General features: G+C 67.7%; 21 protein-coding genes. 8 read left to right on the forward strand and 13 right to left on the reverse strand.

Annotated features, from left to right (window positions below):
- Positions 1-11 precede the first annotated feature (11 nt).
- From aroC to sucD, 5 genes are all read left to right on the forward strand, one after another.
- On the forward strand, positions 12-1,106 hold the full coding sequence (aroC, locus tag IHV25_RS08855) for a chorismate synthase (protein WP_192534769.1): 1,095 nt from the start codon (positions 12-14) through the stop codon (positions 1,104-1,106).
- 533 nt (positions 1,107-1,639) lie between these two features.
- Positions 1,640-3,427 carry a signal peptide peptidase SppA gene (gene sppA, locus IHV25_RS08860; RefSeq protein ID WP_192534770.1) on the forward strand — a complete coding sequence of 596 codons (1,788 nt, stop codon included), beginning with the start codon at positions 1,640-1,642 and terminating at the stop codon, positions 3,425-3,427.
- A gap of 910 nt (positions 3,428-4,337) precedes the next feature.
- Entirely contained in the window at positions 4,338-5,291 is a 954-nt protein-coding gene (gene mdh / locus IHV25_RS08865; RefSeq protein ID WP_192534771.1) for a malate dehydrogenase, read from the forward strand.
- A 39-nt stretch (positions 5,292-5,330) separates the two neighbouring features.
- Entirely contained in the window at positions 5,331-6,530 is a 1,200-nt protein-coding gene (sucC, locus tag IHV25_RS08870) for an ADP-forming succinate--CoA ligase subunit beta (protein ID WP_192534772.1), read from the forward strand.
- On the forward strand, positions 6,530-7,408 hold the full coding sequence (sucD, locus tag IHV25_RS08875; RefSeq protein ID WP_192534773.1) for a succinate--CoA ligase subunit alpha: 879 nt from the start codon (positions 6,530-6,532) through the stop codon (positions 7,406-7,408). The genes sucC and sucD overlap by 1 nt, the downstream gene beginning before the upstream one ends.
- Positions 7,409-7,683: 275 nt before the next feature.
- Here sucD and IHV25_RS08880 read toward each other — a convergent pair whose 3' ends face one another.
- The 9 genes from IHV25_RS08880 to fliF all read right to left on the reverse strand — a co-directional run bounded on the left by IHV25_RS08880 (position 7,684) and on the right by fliF (position 18,835).
- The gene (locus IHV25_RS08880; RefSeq protein ID WP_192534774.1) at positions 7,684-8,313 is read right to left on the reverse strand and encodes an aminotransferase class IV; all 630 of its coding nucleotides are present in this window, start codon (positions 8,311-8,313) and stop codon (positions 7,684-7,686) included.
- Complete coding sequence (locus tag IHV25_RS08885; RefSeq protein WP_192534775.1) at positions 8,310-9,317, reverse strand: aminodeoxychorismate synthase component I; 1,008 nt, start codon at positions 9,315-9,317, stop codon at positions 8,310-8,312. Before IHV25_RS08885 ends, IHV25_RS08880 begins: the two co-directional genes overlap by 4 nt.
- Positions 9,318-9,623: 306 nt before the next feature.
- Positions 9,624-11,780 (reverse strand): flagellar biosynthesis protein FlhA, encoded by a 2,157-nt coding sequence (gene flhA / locus IHV25_RS08890; protein ID WP_192534776.1) that lies wholly within the window; start codon positions 11,778-11,780, stop codon positions 9,624-9,626.
- A 255-nt stretch (positions 11,781-12,035) separates the two neighbouring features.
- Positions 12,036-13,391, reverse strand: coding sequence for a sigma-54-dependent transcriptional regulator (locus tag IHV25_RS08895; RefSeq protein ID WP_192534777.1), 1,356 nt, complete (start codon positions 13,389-13,391; stop codon positions 12,036-12,038).
- Between the two features lie 51 nt (positions 13,392-13,442).
- Entirely contained in the window at positions 13,443-14,261 is an 819-nt protein-coding gene (locus tag IHV25_RS08900) for a motility protein A (protein ID WP_192534778.1), read from the reverse strand.
- Positions 14,262-14,310: 49 nt separating this feature from the next.
- Entirely contained in the window at positions 14,311-14,658 is a 348-nt protein-coding gene (gene fliN / locus IHV25_RS08905) for a flagellar motor switch protein FliN (RefSeq protein WP_192534779.1), read from the reverse strand.
- Between the two features lie 361 nt (positions 14,659-15,019).
- Entirely contained in the window at positions 15,020-15,925 is a 906-nt protein-coding gene (locus IHV25_RS08910) for a FliH/SctL family protein (protein WP_192534780.1), read from the reverse strand.
- Between the two features lie 15 nt (positions 15,926-15,940).
- Positions 15,941-16,960, reverse strand: a complete 1,020-nt coding sequence (gene fliG, locus IHV25_RS08915) for a flagellar motor switch protein FliG (RefSeq protein WP_192534781.1) — start codon at positions 16,958-16,960, stop codon at positions 15,941-15,943.
- A gap of 228 nt (positions 16,961-17,188) precedes the next feature.
- Positions 17,189-18,835: a flagellar basal-body MS-ring/collar protein FliF gene (gene fliF / locus IHV25_RS08920; protein ID WP_192534782.1), complete on the reverse strand. Its 1,647-nt coding sequence runs from the start codon at positions 18,833-18,835 to the stop codon at positions 17,189-17,191.
- A 732-nt stretch (positions 18,836-19,567) separates the two neighbouring features.
- Between fliF and ndk the strand changes: the two genes are divergently transcribed.
- From ndk to IHV25_RS10675, 3 genes are all read left to right on the forward strand, one after another.
- Positions 19,568-19,990: a nucleoside-diphosphate kinase gene (gene ndk / locus IHV25_RS08925; protein ID WP_192534783.1), complete on the forward strand. Its 423-nt coding sequence runs from the start codon at positions 19,568-19,570 to the stop codon at positions 19,988-19,990.
- 755 nt (positions 19,991-20,745) lie between these two features.
- Positions 20,746-21,870 carry a YjgN family protein gene (locus IHV25_RS08930; protein ID WP_338048619.1) on the forward strand — a complete coding sequence of 375 codons (1,125 nt, stop codon included), beginning with the start codon at positions 20,746-20,748 and terminating at the stop codon, positions 21,868-21,870.
- Complete coding sequence (locus IHV25_RS10675) at positions 21,867-23,009, forward strand: M48 family metalloprotease (protein WP_192534785.1); 1,143 nt, start codon at positions 21,867-21,869, stop codon at positions 23,007-23,009. The genes IHV25_RS08930 and IHV25_RS10675 overlap by 4 nt, the downstream gene beginning before the upstream one ends.
- A gap of 346 nt (positions 23,010-23,355) precedes the next feature.
- Here the strand turns inward: IHV25_RS10675 and IHV25_RS08940 are convergent, their stop codons facing one another.
- The 4 genes from IHV25_RS08940 to IHV25_RS08955 form a co-directional block, all read right to left on the reverse strand.
- The gene (locus tag IHV25_RS08940) at positions 23,356-23,958 is read right to left on the reverse strand and encodes an NUDIX hydrolase (protein WP_192534786.1); all 603 of its coding nucleotides are present in this window, start codon (positions 23,956-23,958) and stop codon (positions 23,356-23,358) included.
- A 143-nt stretch (positions 23,959-24,101) separates the two neighbouring features.
- Positions 24,102-24,575 carry a hypothetical protein gene (locus IHV25_RS10580; RefSeq protein WP_274605264.1) on the reverse strand — a complete coding sequence of 158 codons (474 nt, stop codon included), beginning with the start codon at positions 24,573-24,575 and terminating at the stop codon, positions 24,102-24,104.
- 19 nt (positions 24,576-24,594) lie between these two features.
- On the reverse strand, positions 24,595-24,777 hold the full coding sequence (locus IHV25_RS08950) for a hypothetical protein (RefSeq protein ID WP_192534787.1): 183 nt from the start codon (positions 24,775-24,777) through the stop codon (positions 24,595-24,597).
- A gap of 148 nt (positions 24,778-24,925) precedes the next feature.
- On the reverse strand, positions 24,926-25,804 hold the full coding sequence (locus tag IHV25_RS08955) for an aldolase/citrate lyase family protein (RefSeq protein ID WP_192534788.1): 879 nt from the start codon (positions 25,802-25,804) through the stop codon (positions 24,926-24,928).
- Positions 25,805-25,847: the final 43 nt, after the last annotated feature.

A 25,847-nucleotide genomic window follows, 5' to 3' on the forward strand; every position in this document is an offset into this window, starting at 1 on the left:
GGGGCGGGGACATGGCCGGGGACACCTTCGGGACACTCTTTCGCTTTTCCACCTTTGGCGAAAGCCACGGGCCCGCGATCGGCTGCGTGGTGGAGGGAACGCCCCCGGGCGTCCCCCTCACGGTCGAGCAGATCCAGCACGATCTGGACCGCAGGAAGCCCGGCCAGTCCCGCTACACGACCCAGCGGCGGGAGGCCGACGAGGTGGAGATCCTCTCGGGTGTGTTCGAGGGGCGCACCACCGGCACCCCCATCGGGCTGCTGATCCGCAACACGGACCAGCGCTCCCAGGACTACGGCTCCATCGCCGACCGGTTCCGGCCCGGCCACGCGGACTATACCTACCACGTGAAATACGGCCTGCGGGATCCGCGGGGCGGCGGGCGCTCCAGTGCCCGGGAAACCGCCATGCGTGTGGCCGCCGGGGCCGTGGCGCGGGCGGCGCTCCGCCACCTTGTGGGCGAGGCGCTGACCGTGCGGGCCGCTCTGGTCGAGATGGGCGGCATCGCCATCAACCCCGGGAACTGGTCCTGGGACGAGACCGGGCGCAATCCGTTCTTTGCGCCGGATCCGGAGGTGGTTCCCCTGTGGGAGGCCTGCCTTGACCAGACCCGCAAGGCGGGCTCCAGCGTGGGGGCCGTCGTGGCGGTCGAGGCCACCGGGGTTCCGGCGGGTCTCGGGGAACCGGTGTATGACCGGCTGGATGCGGACCTTGCCAAGGCGCTGATGAGCATCAATGCCGTCAAGGGCGTGGAGATCGGGGACGGTTTTGCCGCCGCCCGGCTCAGGGGCGAGGACAACGCGGACGAGATGCTCCCCGGCGGGGACGGCGCGCCCGTCTTCCTGTCCAATCACGCGGGCGGCATTCTGGGGGGCATTTCCACGGGGCAGGCCATCACGGCCCGTTTTGCGGTGAAGCCCACCAGCTCTATCCTGATTGCCCGGCGCAGCATCGACCGGGACGGCCAGCCGGTGGAGGTCCAGACCCGGGGACGTCACGACCCGTGCGTGGGCATTCGGGCGATTCCGGTGGCCGAGGCCATGGTGGCCGTCACGCTGCTTGACCACCTGCTGCGGTTCCGGGGGCAGTGCGGCGCCTCGTTCTGAGGCTCCGTGCGGCCAGCCGGCGCGTGGGCGCACCGTGCGCGAGGATCCGTGGCGGGCCCGCCCTGCGGTGTTCTACAGGGCCGACCCGGATTGCAGTGATTGCCCTTGGGTGCCGTTTTCCCTAAACTTTCGCTTGTGTCGGTCGACAGCCTCCCCGGCCCGGCGGGTCCGGCCCGCTGCGGGCGGCTCCCGCTTCGCGTGGTGGGCTCCGGCTTCGCGCGGGCGGGTTCCGGTCCGGCACAGGGGGGCCCGGCTGTTGGGGCCACAGTGAGTGTCTGTGACGCCTGCGGCTGCGGGCGTGTCGTTTTCCGGTATTTTATTGGGCCCCCTGGTTCCGGGGCCGGCACGCCCGGCTCCCTGAGCCGACTGCCTCCGCCCCGTGCCGGGTGAGCGTCTGTGTGTTTGCGCCCTGTGTGGGGCGGCTGTGTGTGTGCGCCCCGCGCGGGGCGACGTTGTGTGTGTCCTTACCCCCGTTTTTCCCCACCGGGTGGCGTCGTGCCCCGGCAGACCGAGACCGTGAAAGGCCTTGTTTCATGCGGATCCTTGGATATTTCCTTCTTTCCGTTTTCGCCCTCATGGGCTTTCTGTTTTGCCTGCTTCTGGGCCTGGGAGGGTACGCCCTGTCCCAGTTCCAGGAGGATCCGCTTCCCGAAACCATGGTCCTGAGCCTGGAGATCGGGGACAGCCTCCCGGAGGATCCGGCCTCCGGATTTCTGGACCAGATGAGCGATCTTCTCGCCGGCGAGGAGCCCCGTGCCCGTCTGGTGGACGTGGTGGCGGCCATTGACCGGGCGGCCGAGGATCCGGCGGTCCGGGGCCTGTTCCTGCACGTGCGCTCCGGCACGCTGGGGATGGCACAGGCCCAGGAGCTGCGCGCGGCGGTTCTGCGCTTCCGTCAGAAATCCGACAAGGAGACCGTGGCCTTTGCCGAGAGCTTCGGCGAGGGGGCGGACGGCACCATTCCCTATTACGTGGCCACGGCGGCGAAGGACATCTGGCTCCAGCCCTCGGGCCTTGTGGGGACCACCGGGTTTGCGGTCCGCCAGCCCTACCTGCGCGGCCTTCTGGATGAGTGGGGGGTCGAGCCCGAGTTCCAGGCCCGCAAGCAGTACAAGACGGCCATGGCGTTCCTGTCCGACTATCAGCAGTCGCCTGCGGAGCGGGAGGCTCTCCAGGGCCTGGTGGACGGCTGGCTGTCCCAGGTGGTGGCGGGGATTGTGTCCGCCCGCGGACTGCCCGAGCAGGAGGTGCGCACCCTGATCGATGCCTCGCCCCTTCTGGCGCCGGTGGCGAACGAGGGGAAGCTGATCGACTACATCGGCTACCGTGACCAGATCGTCAGCGCCATGGGCCTGTCCTTCCGCGCGGGGGACAACCTGAGCTCCCGGATGATCCCTCTGGCCCGCTATGTCCGGGCCCACGCCGCGACCCCGGCGGATGCCAGGGCCCGCAAGATCGCCTACATCTGTGCCACCGGCACCATCGTGGTCGGAGACGGCCGGGGCGTGTCCGGCTCCCGGATGGTGGACGCCCGCGCCCTTGCCTCCACCATCGAGAGGGCGGCCGCGGACTCCGAGGTGGTGGCGATCGTTCTTCGAATCGACAGCCCGGGGGGCTCGTACGTCGGCTCGGACGTGGTCTGGCGCGCCATCGAGAAGGTCCGCGAGGCGGGAATGCCCGTGATCGCGTCCCTGGGCGATGTGGCGGCGTCGGGGGGCTACTTCATGGCCATGGGCACCAGCCACATCGTGGCCCAGCCCGGCACCCTCACCGGGTCCATCGGTGTGGTCTCCGGGAAGGTCAACATCCAGGCCCTGAGCACCCGCAACCGGGTGGCCTGGGACGGGGTCCAGGCGGGCCGGAACGCGGCCATGTATGCGCTCTCCCAGCCGTTTGACGAGGCCGCCCGCGCCCACCTCTCGGCGACGCTGGATGCGATCTATGCCGACTTCACCGGCAAGGTGGCCCGGGGGCGCTCCCTCAGCCTTGAGCGGGTCGAGGAGGCGGCGCAGGGCCGGGTCTGGCTGGGCGAGCAGGCCCTGAAGCTGGGGCTGGTTGATGAGCTGGGCGGACTTCCCGAGGCCATCCGTGCCGCCCGCCGGGAGGCCGGACTGGACGAGAGCACCCCGTATACGCTGGTTCCCTTCGGCAGCAGTCCGTCGCCTTTTGGCCTGTTCGCCAAAAACCTTGACCGGGTCGAGACGATCCTGAACCTCGGGGTGACCCTGAGCCCCGGGCTGCGGGCCGCCGAGCCCTGGCTTCGCACGCTGGACGGGGAGGGTGCGGTCCTGATGCTCGAGCCCCTGTCCGTGAACCGCTAGGCGACGGCACGAACCGAAACGGTCCAGACCGGGCCGGGCCCGTCCCGAACCGGGGCGGGCAGAGCGAGCTGGATCCCGGTCCGGCGGAGCCCGTGTCATGCCCGAGCGGGCCGGCTTGTGTGGTTCAGCAGCGCGCGTGTCAGGGCCGTGCGGGGCAGGACAGAGCAGAGCCTGACAACGCGACATGTCCCCGAGGGGCCCGGCGGGCGCTCCCCGGGGATAGTCTCTCCGGCGGAGCACCCCTTCGGGATGTGTGCCCATCCGCTGGCCCGCCCATTTCCATCCTTCCGGTCCGCCCGTTTGCGCGTTTCACCCATTCCTCCGGCCTGTTGCTCCCGGCGACGTGTCATGCCTGGCGCTCCGCCGGATCTCCCTGATCGGGGGCAGGCCGTTCGTCCTCGCCGGGGCACACCCTCCGGTCCGCGCACCCCGTATCAAAGCCCCCCGGTCAAGGCCCCCGTGCCCTGGTCCCGTTCCGCGGCGGGCCTGGAAAAGCGCACGCTGACGCCCCGGAGCCACCGGGACTCCGGCGTCCGGGCGGGACGGGTGGCCCTCCTCACACGCCGGGAGTGCGCTTTTGGGCGCGCAGGTGTCGTGAGCCGAACCCCACGCGGGGTTGACCGGCGGCCTATTTATAACCGTTCTGGTGTGCGGTGCAGCGCACGGGGCCCCCGGACAGCCGGGTTTTCCCAAATGCCGATTGCCTGTCTTTTCGAATCGCGCTAGGAAGGAAGGCCTTGACCCGTACGGATGTGCGCCCGCCATCCGGACCGTCTGCGGAGCGGCCCCGAAAGGAAAAGCCCGCCTGATCCGGTCCGGTCCTGCCCGGGCAGCGTCATACAGACGAAGCCCTGACGCCGGGTTGTCACGTCCGCTTTCTTTCGATGTTCCTAGCAAAAAGAGGTTACTCATGGCTCGCAAAAAGATCGCGCTTGTGGGCGCCGGCAATATCGGCGGCACGCTTGCCCATCTCATCGGCCTGAAAGAGCTTGGTGATGTGGTGATGTTCGACATTGTCGACGGTGTGCCGCAGGGGAAGAGCCTGGATATTGCCGAGTCCACCCCGATCGAGGGCGTGGATGCCGCGTACATCGGCACCAACGACTATTCCGGCCTGAAGGGCGCGGACGTTGTGATCGTGACCGCCGGTGTGCCCCGCAAGCCCGGCATGAGCCGCGATGACCTGATCGCCATCAACGCCAAGGTGATGAAGGCGGTCGGCGAGGGCATCCGGGACAACTGCCCGGGCGCTTTTGTGATCTGCATCACGAACCCGCTGGACGCCATGGTCTGGGCGCTGCGCGAGGTTTCGGGCCTGCCGCCGCACATGGTTGTGGGCATGGCCGGTGTTCTGGACTCGGCGCGGTTCCGCTACTTCCTGGCCGAGGAGTTCAACGTCTCCACCGAGGACGTCACCGCCTTCGTTCTGGGCGGCCACGGCGACACCATGGTTCCGCTGGTGCGCTACTCGACGGTTGCGGGCATTCCCCTTCCGGACCTGGTCAAGATGGGCTGGACCACACAGGAGCGTCTGGACTCCATCGTCCAGCGGACCCGCGACGGCGGTGGCGAGATCGTTGCCCTGCTGAAGACCGGCTCGGCCTTCTACGCTCCGGCGGCGGCGGCGGTCCAGATGGCGGAGGCCTACCTGAAGGACAAGAAGCGCGTTCTGCCGTGCGCGGCCTGGGTCGACGGAGCCTACGGCGTGAACGGCCTCTACGTTGGTGTGCCGACGGTGATCGGCGCGGGTGGCGTCGAGAAAGTCATCGAGATCGAGCTGGATGCGGCCGAGAAGGCGGCGCTCGACAAGTCGATTGACGCCGTCAAAGGTCTTATTGATGCAACCAGCGCTCTTATGGGCTAGGCTGCGGATCGGACGGACCCAACCTACGAAGGAACAGAGATGAATCTTCACGAATATCAGGCCAAGCAGGTACTGGCCAACTACGGCGTGCCCATTCTGGGTGGCGGTGTTGCCTACACCGCGGACGAGGCCCGGGCGGTTGCAGAGCGTCTGGGCGGGCCGGTCTGGGTCGTCAAGGCCCAGATCCATGCCGGAGGCCGCGGGAAGGGGCACTTCCTCGAGGAGGCTGCCGGTGGCAAGGGGGGCGTGCGGGTTGTCAAGTCGCTGGACGACGTCCAGGAGGCGGCATTCCAGATGCTGGGCAACACCCTGGTGACCCATCAGTCGGGCCCCGAGGGGCGCGAGGTGAAGCGCGTCTACGTGGAGGAGGGCTGCGACATCGCGCGCGAGCTCTACCTGTCCTTGCTGGTTGACCGGGCGACGTCCGGCGTGACCATCATGGCCTCCACCGAGGGCGGCATGGACATCGAGGAGGTCGCGGAAAAGACCCCCGAAAAGATCATCTACCAGCCGATTTCCCCGGAAACCGGCATGTCGGCGTTCCACGCCCGGGCGGTAGCCTTTGCGCTCGGCCTCACGGGCAAGCAGGTCTCGGCCTTCACCCGTATGGCCCTGTCGCTGTACGAGTGCTTTGTGGCCTCGGACTGCGCCATGCTCGAGATCAACCCGCTTGTGGTCACGGGCGACGGCCAGATCCTGCCTTTGGACTGCAAGATGGGCCTTGATCCCAACGCCCTCTACCGGCACCCGCGCCTCATGGACTACCGCGACGAGTCGGAAGAGGATCCCATGGAGCTGGAGGCCTCCCGCCACGACCTGAACTACGTCAAGCTTGACGGCACCATTGGCTGCATGGTCAACGGCGCCGGACTGGCCATGGCCACCATGGACATCATCAAGCTCAAGGGCGGCTCGCCGGCGAACTTCCTGGACGTGGGCGGCGGCGCCACCCGCGAGCGGGTGACGGCGGCGTTCAAGATCATCCTCTCGGACCCGGCGGTCGAGGGCATCCTCGTCAACATCTTCGGCGGCATCATGCGTTGCGACGTCATCGCCGAGGGCGTTGTGGCGGCCGCGCGCGACGTGTCCCTGAATGTCCCGCTGGTGGTCCGTCTGGAGGGCACCAACGTGGAGCTTGGCAAGACGATCCTGGCGGAATCCGGTTTGCCCATCATTTCCGCCGACAATCTGGCGGATGCCGCCGAGAAAGTCGTCAAAGCCGTTAGGGAGGCGCAGTAATGGCCGTTCTCGTTGACAAGAACACCCGTTTGATCTGCCAGGGCTTCACCGGCTCCCAGGGCACGTTCCACTCCGAGCAGGCCATTGCCTACGGCACGAAGATGGTCGGCGGCTGCACGCCGGGCAAGGGGGGCACCACCCACCTGGACCTGCCCGTGTTCAACACGGTTCGCGAGGCCCGCGAGACGACCGGTGCGGACGCGTCGGTCATCTACGTGCCGCCCCCGATGGCGGCGGATGCGATCCTCGAGGCCATCGAGGCGGAAATGCCCCTGGTGGTCTGCATCACCGAGGGCATCCCGGTTCTGGACATGGTCAAGGTCAAGAGCGCCCTGCGCGGCTCCCGCACCCGCCTGATCGGTCCGAACTGCCCGGGCATCATCGTTCCCGACGAGTGCAAGATCGGCATCATGCCCGGTCACATTCACCGTCGCGGAAAGATCGGCATCGTGTCCCGGTCCGGAACCCTGACCTACGAGGCGGTCGCCCAGACCACCGCCGTCGGTCTTGGCCAGTCCACCTGCATCGGTATTGGCGGTGACCCGGTCAACGGCACCAACTTCATCGACTGCCTCGATCTGTTCCTGAATGATCCCGAGACCGAGGGCATCATCATGATCGGCGAGATCGGTGGCTCGGCCGAGGAAGAGGCCTGCGAGTTCCTGCAGTCCGCAAAGGTGAGAAAGCCCATGTGCGGCTTCATCGCCGGTGTGACCGCGCCTCCGGGCCGGCGCATGGGCCATGCGGGCGCCATCATCAGCGGCGGCAAGGGAACCGCGGACGACAAGATGGCGGCCATGCGCGCTGCCGGCATTCTGGTCGCGGACAGCCCCTCGGCGCTGGGCACCACCATGATGGAAGCCATGAAGAACGCGTGATCACGCCTCAGCTCCCGCTGAACGCAAAAAGCCCCCGACCCCAGTGGCCGGGGGTTTTTTTGTGCCCGGATCCTGAAGGCAGCCCGGGGCAGCGGGCAGCGGGCGTGGCACGGGATAGGGGAGAAAGGAGAAGCGGCGGGCCCGCGTGCCGGAGGTGAGGTGCGGCCCGGGTGCAGGAGGTTCGGGGCAGTCCGGGTGCCGGAGGTGCGGGGTGCGCAAGGAGCGGGGAGGGGCCGGGCGCCGCGGCCCATGGGTGTCCTGCGGCTGGCGACCGGTCAGAGGCCGGTGCGAACGAGCGCCTTGCAGGGGATCAGGGGGGCATCCCCCAGGTCCATCATGGCGTTGATCGGGTAGAAACCGACGAAGTCCCCGAGATCCTCCACCCGGACAGGGCGTTCGGCAATGACACCTGCGGACAGCAGGGCACGGCGCCGCGTCCCGGGCAGAAGGGGGCGGGAGGGCGTGACAAGCCCGCCCTGCCGGTCCCGGAACACCACATTGGCGAACGAGAGGTCTGTGATGTGCCCGTCCTGAACGATCAGGATATCGTCGCAGTCCCCCCGGAGCGCCAGAAGCCGGGCGAGCCCGCTCCGGTCCGCGTACTTGTGGCCGTAGTCCAGGCCGTTGCCGTCCACCAGGGCAATGCGGCTCAGGACGCGCGGCGTGTAGTGCTCGAAGGTGGGGGGGCAGAGGCCGTCCGGCCCGTAGACAATCCGGCATTTCACGCACCCGTGTCGGAAGGCCGGGGGAACCGGAAGGTTCTGAAGCGAGAGGTCCGGCGTGACATCCGGAGCGTTGATGCTGGCCAGCGCCCGGCGCATGCGCTCCCGGTGAAGGTCGGGGTTGTCGGCGATGCCGTCGACAAGCCGGAGGGTTTCGAGAAACAGGGAGCGGGTCGGGGTCATTGCAGGTAGATCTTGTCAAGAATTTCGGCGTATTCCCGGTCACAGACGCTGTCGGCCGTGACACCGCCCCCGCTGCGGTACCAGAGGGTCTCCCCCTCGATCTCGATGAACCGGATCAGCACGGCGGTCTCCAGGGTCTGGCCGTCAGAGTACCCGGCTATACCGCAGTAGTAGCCCCGGGGCCGGGTCTCCAGGGCCTGAATGAGGGCGTGGGCGGCGGCCCGGGGAACCCCTGTGACGGATCCTGCGGGCAGCAGCCGGAAAAGCAGGTCTCCCGGGCGGTCCAGGTCCGCCGGATCCAGGGTTCCGGACACGTCCGATACGGTCTGGAGAAGAGTTCCGCTCCGGGTTTCGATCGTCTCAACGGCGCGGAACCGGGCCACATGAACGCCCTTCGCAATGTTTGCCAGTTCCTCCTCCACAAGACGGACCGTTGCCGTGTGCTCGGCGATTTCCTTGGGACTGGTCATCAAGGTGTGTTCGGCATCCGGGCAGGCGGCGTTGATGGTCCCCTTGATCGGGCGGGTGGTGATGGTTCCGTCGGCCGTGATCCGGACAAAACACTCGGGCGAGAAACAGACAAACCGTCCCGGGACATAGATCTGGTAGGGGGCACGGCTGGCCAGAAAGAGGTCGCGGGCGTCGACCCCGGGCGCAATCCGGGTCCGCTCTGACAAGTTGACAACCTGGACCGCTTTTGAGGCGAGGGCACCGCGGGCACCGTCGAACAGTCTCCGGTAGGAGTCCGGATCCGGCTGCACAATCCCGGGAGACCGGGCCTCGCGGAAGGTTTCGCGGGCGGGCTTGTTTGTCCCGCCGGGAAAGACAAAACCGACCTCTGTTGTGGCCAGGTCCGGTTCCGGGATCAGAAAGCCCCCGGTGAGTTCATAGTCGATCGCGAACAGAAAGGGTGTCCTGGCCTGCCAGCAGCGGTTGATTGCGTCTCGCAGGGCTTCCGGGTTCAGGTCCATGGTCGGGGTGTCATTTTTAAAAACGGGGCTCATGCGGCACGGGGGTGCACGGGGGCGGGCAATGGGGCGGGCGCGGCGCAGGGCTGCACGGGTGCGGACGCGGGCGCGGTACAGGGCTCGCGGCCCCGACGGGCGACCGTCCGACATAGATCGGCAGGGCCGCGCCGTCAACGGCGGTGTCCGGTTTCTGTCCCGCTGTCCGCCCGGGACAGGGATTCGGCCTGCCGATGGCGGTGCGCTTCTTCCCCCACGGCCGGGAGGCTGCCTGCCGATTGCGGTGCGCTCCTGCCCTCCGGGGCCGCGCCCGACCTGTCGGGGGGCGTGCCCCGGCAGGCCGCGCTAGACCTGGCCGATGGTCTTGATCCGGGCCCGGGGGTAGATCTCGTTCTGGCTCATGACCACGGTCATGGGCCGGAAGCGCTCCACGATGGAGCGGACATAGGGCCGGATCATGGGGCTGGTGAGCAGCACCGGAGACTGCCCCTGGGCGGCAAAGCGCTCGAATGTCTGGCGCAGGGTGACGATGAACTCCTGGAGCTTGGAAGGCGCCATGGACAGCTGCCGCTCGTCCCCCTGGCCCGCCAGCGCCTCGATAAAGGCGTTCTCCCAGGCCGCCGAGAGGGAGACGATGGTCAGCACACCCTCGTCGTCCGTGTTCATGTCGGTGATCTGGCGTGCAAGGCGGGTGCGCACGTGCTCCGTGATCATGGTCAGGTTGCGGGTGACGGCGGCCGCCTCGGCGATGCCCTCCAGGATGGTGGGCAGGTCGCGGATGGAGACCCGCTCCGCAAGCAGCGTCTGGAGAACCCTCTGCACGCCGGACAGGGCAATCTGGGAGGGGATCAGGTCCGCAACCAGCTTCTGCTCGTCCGGGTCCAGCTTGTCGAGCAGCTTCTGGGTCTCGCCGTAGGACAGAAGCTCCGCCATGTGGTCCTTGATGGTCTCGGTCAGGTGGGTGGTGATCACCGTGGGCGGGTCCACCACCGTGTAGCCCCGGAAAAGGGCCTCCTCCCGGCGGGTCTGGTCGATCCACATGGCCTGGAGGCCAAAGGTGGGCTCGCGGGTTTTCTCGCCGGGCAGGCTGATTTCCTGCCCCCTGGGATCCATGACCAGAAGCCGGTTGGGGCGCAGCTCTCCGCCGCCGGCCTCCAGCTCCTTGATGTAGATGCGGTAGGCGTTGGCCGTCAGCTGCATGTTGTCCTGGATCCGCACGGGGGGCATGATGAAGCCCATGTCCGTGGCAAGCGCGCGGCGCAGGGCCTTGATCTGGTCCGTCAGCCTCTGGGAGTGGGCGTCGTTGATCAGGGACAGCAGGCCGTATCCCAGCTCCAGCCGCACAAGGTCGATGCGCAGGGCCTCCGAGATGGGAACTTCGGCCACGGGGGCGCCCGGTGATCCGGCGGGAACCGGCATGGACTGCCGGAGCACCTCCTCCTGCGCGGCCTTCTGGTCACGTTTCATGACCCACCAGGCCCCCAGACCCGAGGCCGCAGCAAGACCCAGAAACGGCAGGATGGGCATGCCCGGCAGAAGGCCCACGCCGGTGGCCAGTAGGGCGCTCATGCCCAGCGCCCGGGGATAGCGCGAGAACTGGGTGAACAGGGCGGCTTCCGCCGTGTCCGTCAGGCCGCCCTTGGAGACCATCAGACCCGCCGCCACCGAGACAATCAGGGCCGGGATCTGGGAGACAAGACCGTCCCCGACGGTCAGGCGGGTGTAGGTGTCGGCGGCCTCGCCGAAGGACAGCCCGCCCTGGGCCATGCCCACAATCATGCCGCCGATAATGTTGATCAGGGTGATGATAATGCCCGCGATGGCATCACCGCGCACAAACTTGGAGGCACCGTCCATGGCGCCGAAGAAGTCGGATTCCTGCTGGGTCTCCTGACGGCGCCGGCGGGCCTCGTTCTCGTCGATCAGGCCGGCGGACAGGTCGGCGTCAATGGCCATCTGCTTGCCCGGCATGGCATCCAGGGTGAAGCGGGCCGTGACCTCGGCAATGCGGGTTGCGCCCTTGGTGATCACCAGGAAGTTCACCAGCACCAGGATCGAGAACACAATGATGCCGACCACAAAGTTGCCGCCCATGATGAAGCCGCCAAAGGCCTCGATCACCCGGCCGGCGGCGGAAGGGCCCTCGTGCCCGTCCGAGAGGATCAGGCGCGTGGACGCCAGGTTCAGGGCCAGGCGCAGCAGGGTCGCGATCAGAAGAACCATGGGGAATGTGTTGAATTCCAAGGCTTTTCTGATGAAGACCACCACCATCAGGATCAGCACCGAGAAGGTGATGGACAGGGCCAGGGCAATGTCCAGCATCCAGGGCGGCATGGGCATGATCAGCACCAGCATGATCACCACCAGGCCCAGGGGCAGGGCCACCTCGCCTGTTGCCAGAATCTGGATTATCCGGCGCATGGAGGACATCCCCGGAGTGCTGCCCTCCACGGGAGTGCTCTCGGTTGCCGCTGCGGCGTTGGATCCGGACTCTTCGGCCATTGATTCTCTCCGACCCTTTCCCAGGCGTCTGCGGGGGTTCCGCCCGTGCACAGGGCGTGCGAGGGGCAGGAAGACCGTAACACAACCGTAAAAAGATCACAGGCGCCTTTCAAGGCGGGCGTGGCGGGCCCTGTGATCGACGGGGCCTGGAGACTGCGGCACCGGTGACCGGCGCCCGCGTCCGAGCCCTCCTGTTCCCTGTTCCAGCCCCTCTCCGGTCCCGGGCGCGTGCCGGACCTGCCCGGGGCTGTGCGTTCAGACCGGGCGTGCCGGGCTGTCCCCCAGGCCGGGGGGCGGCACGTCAAGGCCCTCGTCCGTGTACTGCCTCAGCTTGTTGCGCAGGGTGCGGATGGAAATGCCGAGCAAGGTGGCCGCATGGGTGCGGTTGCCCAGGGTGTGCCGGAGCGTGTCCAGGATCAGGTCGCGCTCCACGTCCGAGACCGTGCGTCCCACCAGAGACCCGGTTCCGCCCGGGCTGCCGGCGGAGGCGTCCCGCCGGGCACCGGACAGGTCGTCGTCCGCCAGGATAAGGGCGCTGTCGTCGATCTCCGGTCCCGAGGCCAGAAGCACCGCCCGGTGGACCGTGTTCTCCAGCTCCCGGACGTTTCCGGGCCAGGGGTGGGCGAGAAGCCGCGCCCGCACGCCTGCGGAAAAGGGGCGCAGGGGGGTGCAGTTCTCCTCGGAGAAGCGGCGCAGGAAATGGTCGGCGAGGTGCAGGATGTCCGCCGGCCGCTCCCGCAGGGGGGGGATGGCAAGGCGGATCACGTTCAGCCGGTAGTAAAGATCCTCACGGAAGGTTTTCTCCCGCACGGCCTGGGCCATGTCCCGGTTGGAGGTGGCGAGGATCCGGACATTGACCTTGACCGGCTGGCGCCCGCCGAGACGGTCGATCTCCCGCTCCTGGATGACCCGCAGCAGCTTGGCCTGCAGGCGCACGTCCATCTCGGAGATTTCATCCATCAGCAAGGTGCCGCCGCTGGCCTCCTCGAAGCGGCCGATCCGGCGGGCCACGGCGCCGGTGAAGGCGCCCTTCTCGTGCCCGAACAGCTCGGATTCCAGAAGGCCCTCGGGAATGGCGGCGCAGTTGACCGCGATGAACCGCCCTGCGGAGCGCTTGCTCTTGCGGTGGATGTAGCGGGCCAGGACTTCCTTTCCGGTGCCGGACTCGCCGGTGATGAGCACCGAGGCGTCGGACGCGGCGACCTGGTCGGCAAGGCGGACCACGGCCCCCATGGCCGGATCCTGAAACACCAGCCGGTGGGTTTCCACGGCGGCGGCCTCCAGGATGGCGGCGATCATGTCCGGTTCCGGGGGGAGGGGAATGTACTCCCGGGCGCCGGCCCGGATGGCCCGCACGGCGGCCTGGGTGTCGTTGCCGATCCCGTAGGCCACGACCGGCGTGGAGATCCGCTCCGCGGTCAGGGAATCAATCAGGGTTCTCACGTCCAGGCGGACGTCAATCATGACCAGGTCCGCGCCCAGCCCGTCGCGCAGGTGGACGAGGGCGCTGTCAAGGCCCTCCACCTGGTAGACCTGGGCTCCCCGCTCCATGGCCATGCGCCCGGCCTCGCCGACCTGGCCCTCCATGGACCCCACAATCAGAAGACGCATGAGAGCCTCCGGAAAGAGAGGATAAGGACAGGGGATGACACGCCGGACACCTCACTCGTAGACATGGACACGCTGGGCGGGGGGAAGCAGGGCATTCAGGAGCAGTTCCAGCCGGCGCGGGTTCTCTTTCCGGGAGATGGACAAGATCCCCGCCACGGTGATGCGGGCCGCGAGGGCCTCCTCGCCCGCACGACGCTCCAGCTTGCTGGCCAGAGGCAATAAAACCACATTCCCCAGGATAGCACCATAGAAAGTCGTGAGCAGGGCCACCGCCATACCCGGGCCGATGGAGGCGGGATCCGACAGCCGCCCCAGCATCTGGACCAGACCGATCATGGTGCCGATCAGGCCCATGGCCGGAGCCACCTCGGCGCCGCGGCGCAGCACCGCAACCGCCCGGTCATAGCGCACCGCGTTCGAGTGGATGTCCTGAAGCAAGATGGCCTCGATTTCCGTTTCCGCCATGCCGTCCACCACCAGGGACAGGCCCTTGTACAGCAGCGGCTCGGAGCGCAGCTCGGTCATGACCTTGCCCTGAAGCCGCAGGACGCCGAACTTCCGGGCGAACTCGGCCAGGGACAGGACTTTCAGGGCCTCGGTGCGCACCGGGCTGCTCCCCTGGAACAGGGACTGGCGCAAAAGCCCGAGGGACACAAACACATCCCGGAAGGTGAACGAGGCCAGCGTCACCGCCAGCGTCCCGCAGATCACAATCAGGAACGCCTCGCCGTTCAGGAAGGCGCCCGGATCGCCGCCCAGCACCAGGGCGAGGGCGATAAGAACCAGGGCGCCGCCGATGCCGACGACCGTTGCAAGGTCGGGCCGGGAGGACGCGCTGTCCGCGGAGCGCAGGGATCGGTTGTCTGCCATGATGGGGGTTCGGCTCACGAAACAGGAGAGGGGGACGGCGGCGTTCCGGCTAGCTCCGCTCGCTCTTGACGATTTCCGTCATGGTCACGCCCAGGCGGTCCTTGACCACCACGACCTCGCCGCGGGCCACCAGACGGTTGTTCACATAGATCTCGATGGCCTCGCCCACCTTGCGGTCCAGCTCGACCACAGCGCCGCGCCCCAGGCGCAGCAGTTGGTTGACCTCCATGCGCGCCTTGCCCAGCACCGCCGAGACCTGCACGGGGATGTCATAGACGGCCTCAAGGTCCGCCGCCGAGCGGGAGCGGTCCTGGCCAAAATCGTCATCGGGGCCCCCCTGGGGCGGCGTGGGCTCCCCCGAAAGCTCGTTCAGCGTAAGATCATCCTCGTCAGCCATAAAAACCTCCTGATTGTCGAAAGACAACGTCCGGCGAGTCTAGAGCATATCCCGGCAGCCGGGAAACGGAAAAAGCGGACGCCGCGGGTCGTTACGTCCCGTGTGAAGCATTCCCCCGGGCCCCGGCTCCCGAGGCGCACCCGCGCACCCGGACATACAGGTTTACCGGCCTTTGCGTCCGGTCCGTGACCGGTGGAGCGGGGGCCAGAGCCGCACGGGAACCGGCGGTGACGCCCCCCGGAGCATCCGCCTGGCGGAGCCGGGGAGCCCTGACCTGGCGGAGCCACGGAGCCCTGACCCGGGCGAGCCACAGAGCATCCGCGTGGCGGAGCCACAGAGTGTTCGCCGGGGCAGGGCGGCCCTACGGCCCGTCGTTCTCGCCGCCGGCGGGCGGGTCTGCCTGTCCCGGGCCGGGTGTCCTGACACTGTCGGGCGCCATGCCGGCACCGTCGGGCCCCAGGCCGGCCGGGGCGGACGGTTCCTGTCCCCAGGCGTCGCTCCCGCCGGGCCTGGCGGCGGCACCGTCTCCGGGCTCCATTCCGGACCCTGCCGCGGGATCCGCCGGTGGTGGCCCGTCTTTCAGGATGCTGTCCCCGGCATAGCGCGATACCACGCCCTCGATGTCCGCCCAGAGGCGCCGGGTGTCGCGCTCCACGCCGCCGTCGGTCCATTCGATCCGGCAGTCCGAGCGCTCCAGCCCGGTATCAGGCATGATCACCAGGCGCCCCTCGTACCCGAGGGAGGCGGCAAGCGGGTCCATATGGGCCCGGACCGTATCCAGGACATCCGGATGGACCCGCAGGATAAGCCGTGGCTCCTCAAGGACTTGCGGCAGGATCGTGTCCATAAGCGCGACAATTTCGGCCACCGCGTTCCTGTCGCAGGTAAAGGGGAGGATCCGCCGGCAGATCACCTCCACCAGGTGGGCCACGTCGGCGCTCACCGTGTCGATGGACGAGCGGTGGTCCCGGGCCAGTTGCTCCAGGGCCTGGGCGGCGCTGGACATGGCGAGGGCCGCCATGCGCCCGTTTGCCGCGGCCGCCTCGTCGGCTGCATCCGCGTGTCCGGCGGTGTAGCCCGCCTGGCGGGCGGCCTCGACCTCCTCCTCGGAAAAGGTCGGGGGAGGCGGTTCGGGCTCGGGCTCGGGCTCCGGTTCGGGGGCCTCGGCCTCCCTGTCCGTCAGCTCATCGGGCAGCACCTCGGGCACGGCAGGCTCCAGCGGCCTGTCGAAGCGGCGGTCGAATAGAAATTTCTGGATCTCCGCCATGACACGCAGCCCCCGCTAGTACACGAGCTCGTCGTCTTCCCGACCCTCGGAAATGACCAGCTGACCGGACCCGGCCAGATCCTTTGCGATGGTCACGATGGCGTTCTGGGCCTCCTCCACGTCCCGCAGGCGGATGGGGCCCAGGGCCTCCATATCCTCCTTGAGCATCTTTCCGGCCCGCTCGGACATGTTCGAGAAGAACAGTTCCTTGATGGCCTCGGACGCCCCCTTGAGTGCGATCCCCAGCTTGTCCTTCTCGACCGCGCGCAAGAGAAGCTGGACGCCCTGCTGGTCCAGGCGCATGAGATCCTCGAAGGTGAACATGAGTTTCTTGATCTTCTCGGCAGACTCCCGCGAGCGCTCCTCGAGGGCCGTGAGGAAGCGGGTTTCGGTGCTGCGGTCGAGGTTGTTGAAAATCTCGGCCATAAGCTCGTGGGAGTCCCGCTTGGCGGTCCGGGCAAGGTTCGACATGAACTCGGTGCGGAGTGTTTTCTCCACTCCCTCCAGAATTTCCTTCTGCACGGCTTCCATATGGAGCATCCGCATGATGACTTCCATGGCAAAGCCCTCGGGAAGCAGGGAGAGAACCCGGCTTGCGTGGTCGGGGCGGATCTTGGACAGCACCACCGCGACGGTCTGGGGGTACTCGTTTTTCAGGTAGTTGGCCAGGACCTGTTCGTTCACGTTGCCCAGCTTGTCCCACATGGTCCGCCCGGCGGGTCCGCGGATTTCCTCCATGATGATGCCCACCCGGTCCTTGGGGAGCGAGCGCAGGAGAAGGCGTTCCGTGGTGTCGAACGAGCCGACCAGCGAGCCTGTGGCGGAAATGGCATCCGCGAACTCGATGAAGAGACGCTCCACGATCGGCGCCGAAACGGTGCCGAGGGTGGCCATGACCTGGGAGATTTCCCGGATTTCCTCGTCGTCCATCATGGCGAACAGCCGCGCGGACTGCTCTTCGGCCAAAGACAGCATCAGGATGGCCGCCTTTTGGGGGCCGGTCAGGCTTCTGAAGTCTTCCTTTGCTCGCGCCACTTTCTCTGTTCCTTGCCGCTTGCCGTCCTGGCGAACTCGTTTTGGGCAGATCCGCTCCGGCCGGTCTCCCCTGAGCGGGGTGGGGCCGTCCGCCCGTTCCCGCTGTCACCGGTCCCGCCCCCTTAGGGGCCCGGGAACCGGCAGCCTTGTGTCACACGGGGCACCCGGGGTGCCCGCACCGTCCCCCGGCCGTCCGGAGGACGCCGCCCGGGGGGTGTGAAAAGAGGGTCACCCCTCCTCGTAGAGCCAGTTCCGGACAATGGACAGGGCCTCTTCCGGGTGCTTGTCCACGATCTCGCCGATTTTCCGGATACTCGAGGCCTTGACCCGTCCTTCCACCTTGTCGATGTCGATCAGCTCCTCGGCCTCGTCGATATCGTCAGGGGAGCCGAGCGCACCCATGGGGATCGGCCCTCCCGGACCCGTAAGCTGCGGCGCCTGCTGCATGTCGGGGGTCAGGATCCCGGCGCTGCTCTGGGGCAGGCTCTCGAAGGCGCGCTGGATCAGGGGGCGGACCACAAGCAAGATCACCAGGATGGCGACCAGGGCCACGCCAAAGCCCTCGGCCAGCTTCATCACCTCGGGTTTCGAGAAGCCGAGGAAGCTCCACTCGGCGGCGCTGTCGAACTCGCTCTCGAGATCGACGAAGCGCATGTTCACGACCTCCACCGTATCCCGGCGGGACGCGTCATACCCCATGGCCGAGCGCACCAGGGCCCGGATCTTCTCCATCTCCTCGGGGGAGCGTTCGGTCCAGACCGGCTCGCCGCCGCCTTCGGGGACCGTCGTGATCCCGTCCACCATCACCGCGACCGAGAGCCGGCGGATCACCCCGGCCTCCTTCAGCTCGTTGATGGCGGTTTCGGTGATGTCGTAGTTTTCCGTGGTCTCGTTGTGGTTTTCCTGCGAGCGCGCGGACGGTCCCGAGGCCTGGTCCATCTGCCCCTCGGGGAGGTTCTGCTGGACCGTCACGTTCTGCTGGGTCTCATTCGTCTGGCTCTGGGTGACGATGGACGTGGAGGACCGCAGGACGGCCCCGTCCGGATCGAACACGCGCCGGGAGGTCTGGACCCGGTTGAAGTCCATCTCCACCGACACCTCGGCCCGCACCTTGCCCGGTCCCACCGTGTTGGCCAGAAGGCGCTCGATGGAGTCCGCAAGGCGGGCCTCCTCGGCCTTCCTCAGGTCATTCTGGGTTTCGGCGATGGCAAGCCCGGTGTCATCCATGCTGCGGGTGAGAAGGGTGCCCCGGTCGTCCACCACCGTCACCGAGGACGGTTTGAGCCCCAGAACCGACGAGGCCACCAGGTTCTGGATGGCCACCACCTGTCCGGGCTGAAGGCGGGCGCCGCGCATGCGCACCACCACCGAGGCCGAGGGCTCGGCCGTGCGTCGCATGAACGGGGCCCGGTCCTGCTGGACCAGGTGGACGCGGGCGTCCTCCACCCCCTTGATGGTCTTGATGGAGCGCACAAGCTCGCCCTCAAGAACCCGCACCACGTTGAGGCGCTGCACAAGGTCGGTGGTCCCGAGGGGGCTCTGGTTGTCCAGGATGCTGTAGCCGCCCGCCGAGCCCGACACGAGGCCGCCGCCCGCAATCATCAGCCGGAGATCGGCGGTCCGGTCCGAGGGCGTGTAGATGGAGACAAAGCCGTTCTTGTCCTCCACCCGGTAGAGGACGTTCTCTTCCTTCAGCTGCTGGACAATGGAGGCCGCGTCCGTCTGGGACAGGTCGCCGTACAGGAGATCCATGGAGCCGGATGACATGCGGGTCGCGAAATAAATGATGAACACGAGCACCCCGAGGCCCACGCCGGCGACGATCGCCAGGCGTGCCATTCCGAGATTGCGTAACATCTGAAGAAAGTTGTTCACGCGCTGCCCCTCAATTCTTCCGACCCGCTGTCGTGCGTCAGGCCAATCCGATTTTACCCCTGCCGTTCACCGCCGAAGTCTATGCCCCTGCGGCACCATGCATTTTCTTGCCTCCGTGTCCCGGGTTCACCGGTCCTGCACACAGGTTCTGCGGAACGCGGGGTAGCATCAGTATAATCTGTATCTTGTATACTCGTTTCGTTTCGGACGCAACCAGCAGGGCGTCGGACAAGTGTAAAAAGATAACTCCCCGACCGTTCAACCTTGTGGTGATTTTTGCGGTGTTTCGTGTGGTGCCCGCCGGAGCATGGGGAAAACCGGCGCCGGTCTGATTCCGGGTTGCGGATTCGGGATCCGGACATCTCCGGGCTGCGAGCGGGTATCACGGATGGACTTTAATACAAGTTTCCTGTGGTGCAACACCCCCTAATTTGATGGTCCGGACCCGCGGGGCGGTGTTTTTCGTTTGGCGCCGTGCAGTGCCCCGTGTCCCGGGGGGTATCCGGGGGGGTGAAAGGAAAGTGTATGATCTTTAACGTATTTTTCATGCGGTCCGCCGGACGGCGTGTCCGGGTGGGCGGTCTCGCGTCAGGGTGGGGTGATGAATGGGCTCTTGCCCCGTGGGGTGCTTCGCGCTAGATAAGCCGTCTGATCATTCCGGGGGCTCCCCGGGATTTCTCCGTGACTGGAGTGTCCCGGCCCCTCCCCACATCTGCATCCCAAGGAAACACCATGACGATCCAGCGCACTCTTTCCATCATCAAACCCGATGCGACCCGTCGCAACCTCACGGGCGCCATCAACGAGCGCTTCGAGAAGGCCGGCCTGCGCATCGTGGCCCAGAAGCGTCTCCAGCTGACCCGCGCCCAGGTCGAGGGCTTCTACGCGGTTCACCGCGAGCGCAGCTTCTTTGACAGCCTGTGCGATTTCATGATTTCCGGCCCGGTTGTTGCCCAGGTCCTGGAGGGTGAGAACGCCGTTCTGCGCAACCGCGAGATCATGGGCGCCACCAACCCCGCCAACGCCGACGAGGGAACGATTCGCAAGGATTTCGCCGAATCCATCGAGGCCAACTCGGTTCACGGTTCGGACTCCCCGGAGAACGCGGCGATCGAGATCGCCTACTTCTTCTCGGAGCTCGAGATCGTCGGCTGAGGACGTCCGTCCCCGTTCCGGGATGCAGACAGGGCGCCGCGGTTTTCCGGCTCTCCCTCGGGAGAGCCGGTGTCCCGGCAGCCCGCGTCCCGGGTTTGCGGGCCGGCGGATCCGGTTTTCTCGCATGACGTCGTTGGCGGCCCTTCCACAGGCCGCCTTTTTTGTGCCCGCGGCCCGGGACGGGGGCGGGGCGCACGGGTGTGGGCGGACCCGGGGTCAGGGGCGGGCATTGTGGGGCGCATGGGGGCGGTGCGCCGCGGGCGTTCCCGTCGTCTTGACCGTGCAGGGCGCCTGTGACAACCATGGCTTCCGGGCTTCCGGGCTTCCGGGCTTCCGGGCTTCCGGGCTTCCGGGCTTCCGGGCTTCCGGTCCCCCCGTGTTCCGAGCCTCGCTGGTCCCGAAGTCCGGGACAGCGCACGTGTCGTTTCCCTTTCCTTTCCTTTCCTTCCCTTTCCGCCGTCGGACGCCCGGACCAGCCCCCGGGTCCGGCCGCATCACACAAGGAGTCCAGCGTGATGTCCACGCGCCTCTCGCCCCCGTCGGAGACGGGCTCTCCCGGGCCCCGCGCCTCCGGTCGTCCTGAGCATCCTGCAGGGACCGGGGTTTCGGACCCCCCGGGCCAGACGGGCGGGGCACACCATGCAGCATCTTCGGGCGACGGGGTTGCGCCGGTTGACGGGGGGACTTCCGGCAGCGAGGGAGCCCCGGGCGGCGGGGGGACGTCCGGGCCGGTCTCCTGCGGGCCGGCCTGTCCGGTGGAGTTCAGCGGCACGGCCCGCGAGTACATGGGCATCTGGATCGTCAACCTGATCTTGTCCGTCATCACCATCGGGATCTGGACCCCCTGGGCCAAGGTCCGGCGCCTGCGCTACTTCTATGGCAACACCCGTCTTGCCGACGGCCACTTTGACTACCTTGCCCGCCCGGTGCGAATACTGGCGGGTCGGGCGTTTGTGGTCGCTGTTCTTTGCCTTTACTCCCTTGCAGCCGGGGTGGCGCCGGTTCTGGCGGGGCTTCTGTTCTACGCCATGGCGGCCGGGCTGCCCTGGATCATAAACCGGTCCCTGGTGTTCAACGCCCGGGTGACCGTCTGGCGCAATGTGCGGTTCAATTTTCGCCCGTCCTTCTGGCCGGCGGCCCTGGCCTATGGGGTGTTTCCCGTTCTGGCCGCCCTCAGCCTGGGGCTTCTGATCCCCGTTGGCTCCCGTATTGCGGCCCGGTTCTACGTGAACCGCCACAGCCTGGGCCGGGCGGCCTTCGTGTCCGACCCGCCCCTGAGATCCTTTTACGCGGCTTTGGGTGGGGCGGTCCTGCTGGGCGCGGCTGTGATGTTCGCGTTTGCCTTTGTGCAGGCCCTGGGGCTTTTTCTGGACGGTCTCCTGTCCTCGCCCAACGGTTCGCAGGGCCCGGCGCCCGGCGTTGTCGAGACCGGTTTGGAGGACTTCGCGGATCCGCCAGCAGAGGACGGGGCACCCGGCCCCTGGAGCGTGGAGACCCTCGCCGAGTTTCTGGATCCGGTGCTGCTTGTGCTCCTTGTTTTCCAGATCGTGCCCGCCGTGCTCCTGGGGAGCCTGTTCTACCGGGCGGCGGTCCGGCGCCTGGTCCTCAACAGCCTGGTTCTGGAAGGCGGGCACCGCTTTCGCAGCACCCTGAGCCCGCTGCGCGTCTGTTGGATTGCCGCCACGAACACGCTGGCGGTTGGGGCCACCCTGGGGCTGGCGGCGCCCTGGGCGGCCGTGCGCATGTGGCGTTACCAGTGCGCCTGCCTGTCTGTCATTCCCGGCGGCCCGGCCGACACCTTCGTCAGCGAGAATGCGGACGCCGGCTCCGCGTTCGGTTCCGAGTTCGCGGATATCGAGGGCCTGGAGATCGGCTTGTGAGCCCGCGCGAGCAGCCGGTTCATGATTCGGACCGGGTGCCAGACCGGGTGCCAGTCGGGGTGCCGGACCGGGTTGAGGGCACACTTTTTGCGCCCGGTTCGTCGGCGGGGTGTCCTGCCTCTGTGGTCCTGAGGCGCGGCCAGCTCGTTCTGGAAGCCGGGCCCGAGGCCGGTCCCCTGCCGCTGGCCGGGCAGGTTCTGGACATCAGCCCCGCGGTGTGCGGTGTCCCCCGCCGGATAGAACTGGCGGATGGCCGGGTGTTCGTCGCACCCCAGAGCCCGGCCCTGTCCGGGATGCTCCGGCGCGCCCGGGGGCTCCGGGATCGGGGGCGGCTGATCGCCGGGCTGGAGAAACCCGGGGTCCGGCGCTTTTCGGTGCTGGTTCTTCTTTTTCTGGCCCTGCTTGTGTCCCTGCGCTGGGCCCTGCCGCTGGTCGCGGACGCTGCCGGCACCCTGGTGCCCCGGTCTGTGGAGCGTCACCTGGGCCAGATGGCGTTCCGCCAGATCGACGGGGCCGGCCCCGCGGGCCTTCTTCTCGGGCCCACCTCCGTGCCGCCGGAGACCCGTGCTGCGCTTCAGGAGCGTTTCGTGGTCCTTCTCAAGGGGGCAGGGCTCTCCCAGGATACGGTTCTGGAATTCAGGTCTATACCCTCCGCCGGGGCGAACGCGTTCGCCTTTCCGGGCGGGCCGGTGCTGCTGACGGACCAACTGGTGCAGTTCGCTCAGGACACCGATCCCCACCACGCCTTGGACGCCCTGACCGGCGTCCTCGCTCATGAGGTCACCCACGTGTCGGAGCGCCATGGCCTCCGGCGCCTGTTTCGTATCAGCGGAGCGTCCGTCACCTTTGCGGTCCTCATGGGCGATATGGGGTCTCTTCTCGATCAGGTGTCGGTGCTGGCGTCCCTGGTTCTTGACCGGGGCTACTCCCGTGACTTCGAGCGGGAGGCCGACCGGGGCGCGGTACTTCTGCTGGGGGCGGCGGGGTATGACACGGAGCCCCTGCGGCGGCTGACGGCGGCCCTGGGCGAGGCTCGGGGGGGCGCGGGCCGCTGGATTTCCACGCACCCGGGGTTTGAGGAGCGCGGGGACATCCTGTCCGGGCAGCCCATGCCCGGGGCCCGCCTGTCGTTCGAGTAGCGCCCGGGCCAGACGACGACACGCCGGGTCCGTCGGCGGTATGACAGGGGGGCGAGGGCCGGGCACCGGCCGGAGAGCCAGGCCGTATATCACCCGGGCCCCTGCGGGCCCTGATCACCGGGGGCGCTCAGGCCGGTTTGTATCGCGCACGGAGGGGTGTTGATATCGCGCACGGAGGCGTGTTGCTATCGCGCACGGAGGCGCGTTGCTATCGCGCACGGAGGCTGGCGTGGTCGGGCGTACCGGCACCCCTTCCGTTTCAGGGGTGCCCCGTGGACTGCCGTGGCGGGGACGGCAAGCGGCGCCCGCGTGGGAGCGCAGGGGGAGGGAAGCGCGGGCCCGAGCCTCAGCCCGGTTCGGGCCGGTCGAAGGGGGCGAAGTCGGTGCGTCCGTCCGCCCGCGCGTAGTCTCTCAGGGTCCAGTGGGTGGTGGGAAAGGCGAGGTCGTCCCACGGGATGTCGGACCACTCGAACAGGCGGGATTCCAGGCTTTCCTCTCCCGGGGCATGGTCCGGTGTCAGCATCCGGGCCCGATACATCATGTGGACCTGCGAGATGTGGGGCAGGCTGTAGACCGCCAGCAAGTCCTCGACCTCCACGTGGGCGCCCGCCTCCTCCCGGACCTCCCGGGCCGCTCCCTCCCGGGTGGTCTCGTTCATTTCCATGTAGCCGCAGGGGAAGGTCCAGGCGCCGATCCGGGGCTCGATCGCCCGGCGCACCAGAAGAAAGCGGCGGTTCATCACGCAGACCGCGCCCACAACGATGCGCGGGTTCTGGTAAAGGATCTGCCCGCAGCTCCGGCAGACGCTGCGCTTGCGGGTGTCGCCCTCGGGTATGAAGTTCTCGAAGGGAGGCGGGGTCAGGGGCAGGGGGAGCCGGCTGGGCTCGACCTTTCGGACGGTCTCATCGGAACCACCGTCTTCGGACAGGGAACCATCGTCTTCGGACATGAAAGAGTGCCTCCGTCCCGTTTTCCAGCGCTCTGCCTCCGGGCCTGTTCCCGGGTTTTGTCCGGGCCGGGTTCCGGTGCGGCCGCGACCAAACCCGTGCCGTGAGCGTGACACGGCGCCCGCGCCCGCAACCGATGCGGTGATCAGACCAGAAAATCGTAGTATGTCCCGCGGGGCGCGTCCAGATCATATCGCGCGCCGTCGACGAGCACGTAATGGTCCCCCTCCGGGGTGTGCTCCTCGCGGATTGTGTGGGCGGGGATCACCTCAAGGCGGGACGTCAGTGCCGGGGATGGGGCGGGGGAGCGGACCGGAGCGCTGGCGGGAGAAGGGGCCGGTGCGCCGGTGGCCGGGGAAATGGAGGCTGGGGAAACGGCGGCCGGGCTTGCGGCGGCCGGCGTGCCTGCCAGGCGGGCAGAGGGCCCGGAGGGAGCGGGCAGGGACGGGGACGACCGGGAGGGAGTGGTCCGCTCGGGGGCGGACTGGGCCTGAGCCCCCTGGGTCGCTCCCGAAGACGGAGCCGGCAATGCGGGCGCAGCCGAGGGCGACCGGAAGCGTGGCAGAACCACCGGCCCCTGATACCCTCCCTGAATGCGTCCGCCGATGTTGCTGGCCATGGGTCTCCTGGGCCCGGGGTCAGACGGTCACGTCGAGCATTTTCCCCAGATCGGGGCTTCCCGGAACAAGAACACTGTCCAGGAGCGCGACAACCTGCTTGTCCGCGTCCATTGCGGTTTTGATCGCTGCGACACCGAGGTTCGTCTGGGTCATCGCGCTTTGTGTGGTAACGGCCATCTGTGCGATGGTCACGGGGTCCATGGCATCGTCCTCCTGACTTGTCCGCGTGGTGAGAACCCGTGGGCGTTGAGGCCTTCAGTAGGCGGTCGGGGCGGCAGGGATTGCACACACACTGACCGTGAAGATCCGGTCTATCATATCAGGGCGGACCCGCGGGCCGTCAAGTCCCTCAGGCCGGTTTCCTGGCGGCGATCGCGTCGTTCAGGGCCAGCAGGCGAACGGCCTCCTCCACGTGGAGGGCCTCCACCAGGCGGCCATCAACGACGACCACGCCCTTGCCCTCTTTTCTTGCGTTCTCAAAGGCATCCACGATTATCCTCGCACGATCCACATCCTCCGCCGAGGGGGAGAAGCACGCGTTCGCGGTGGCGATTGTCCTGGGGTGGATCAGGGTTTTGCCATCAAAGCCCAGCCGGGCGCCCTGCAGGCAGGACTGGTGAAATCCATCATCGTCCTGCAGGTCCAGGTGGACTCCGTCCAGGATTGCAAGGCCGGTGGCCCGGGCTGCAAGGAGGCACAGGCCAAGCGCCGTGAGAAAGGGCTCCCGGTCCGGGGTGTGGGCCGCGCGCAGATCCTTGGCCAGGTCGCTGGTGCCCATGATCAGCCCGCACAGCCGGGCGGAGGACCGGGCAATGGAAAGGGCCTGGAGCACCCCCAGGGGCGTTTCCATCATGCACCACAGGGCGGGAGCGGCGGCCGGAAGGGCGGCCTCGACCCGGTGGACGTCGCTCTCGGAGTTGACTTTCGGCAGGACGATTCCGTCCGCCGGCAGGGCGGCGACGGCCTTCAGGTCGTCCTCGCCCCAGGGCGTGTCGAGCCCGTTGATCCGCACCAGCACCTCGCGCCCGCCGTAGGGCCGGGCCGAGACAACCTCGACAACGGTGCGCCGCGCGTCCTCCTTGGCCTCGGGGGCGACGGCGTCCTCAAGGTCCAGGATGAGCACATCCGCATCAAGGGTGCGGGCTTTCTCAAGCGCTCTCGGATTCGAGCCGGGGATGTACAGGGCACTGCGCCGGGGCCGGACCCGGGCGGAAGGGCTGCTCGACACAGAAGAAGGCTCCGTTCACAGCGGCGGAAGGTCGCGGGATCCG

Origin of the sequence: Phaeovibrio sulfidiphilus, assembly GCF_014861485.1 — a bacterium.
Lineage (GTDB): Bacteria > Pseudomonadota > Alphaproteobacteria > Rhodospirillales > Rhodospirillaceae > Phaeovibrio > Phaeovibrio sulfidiphilus.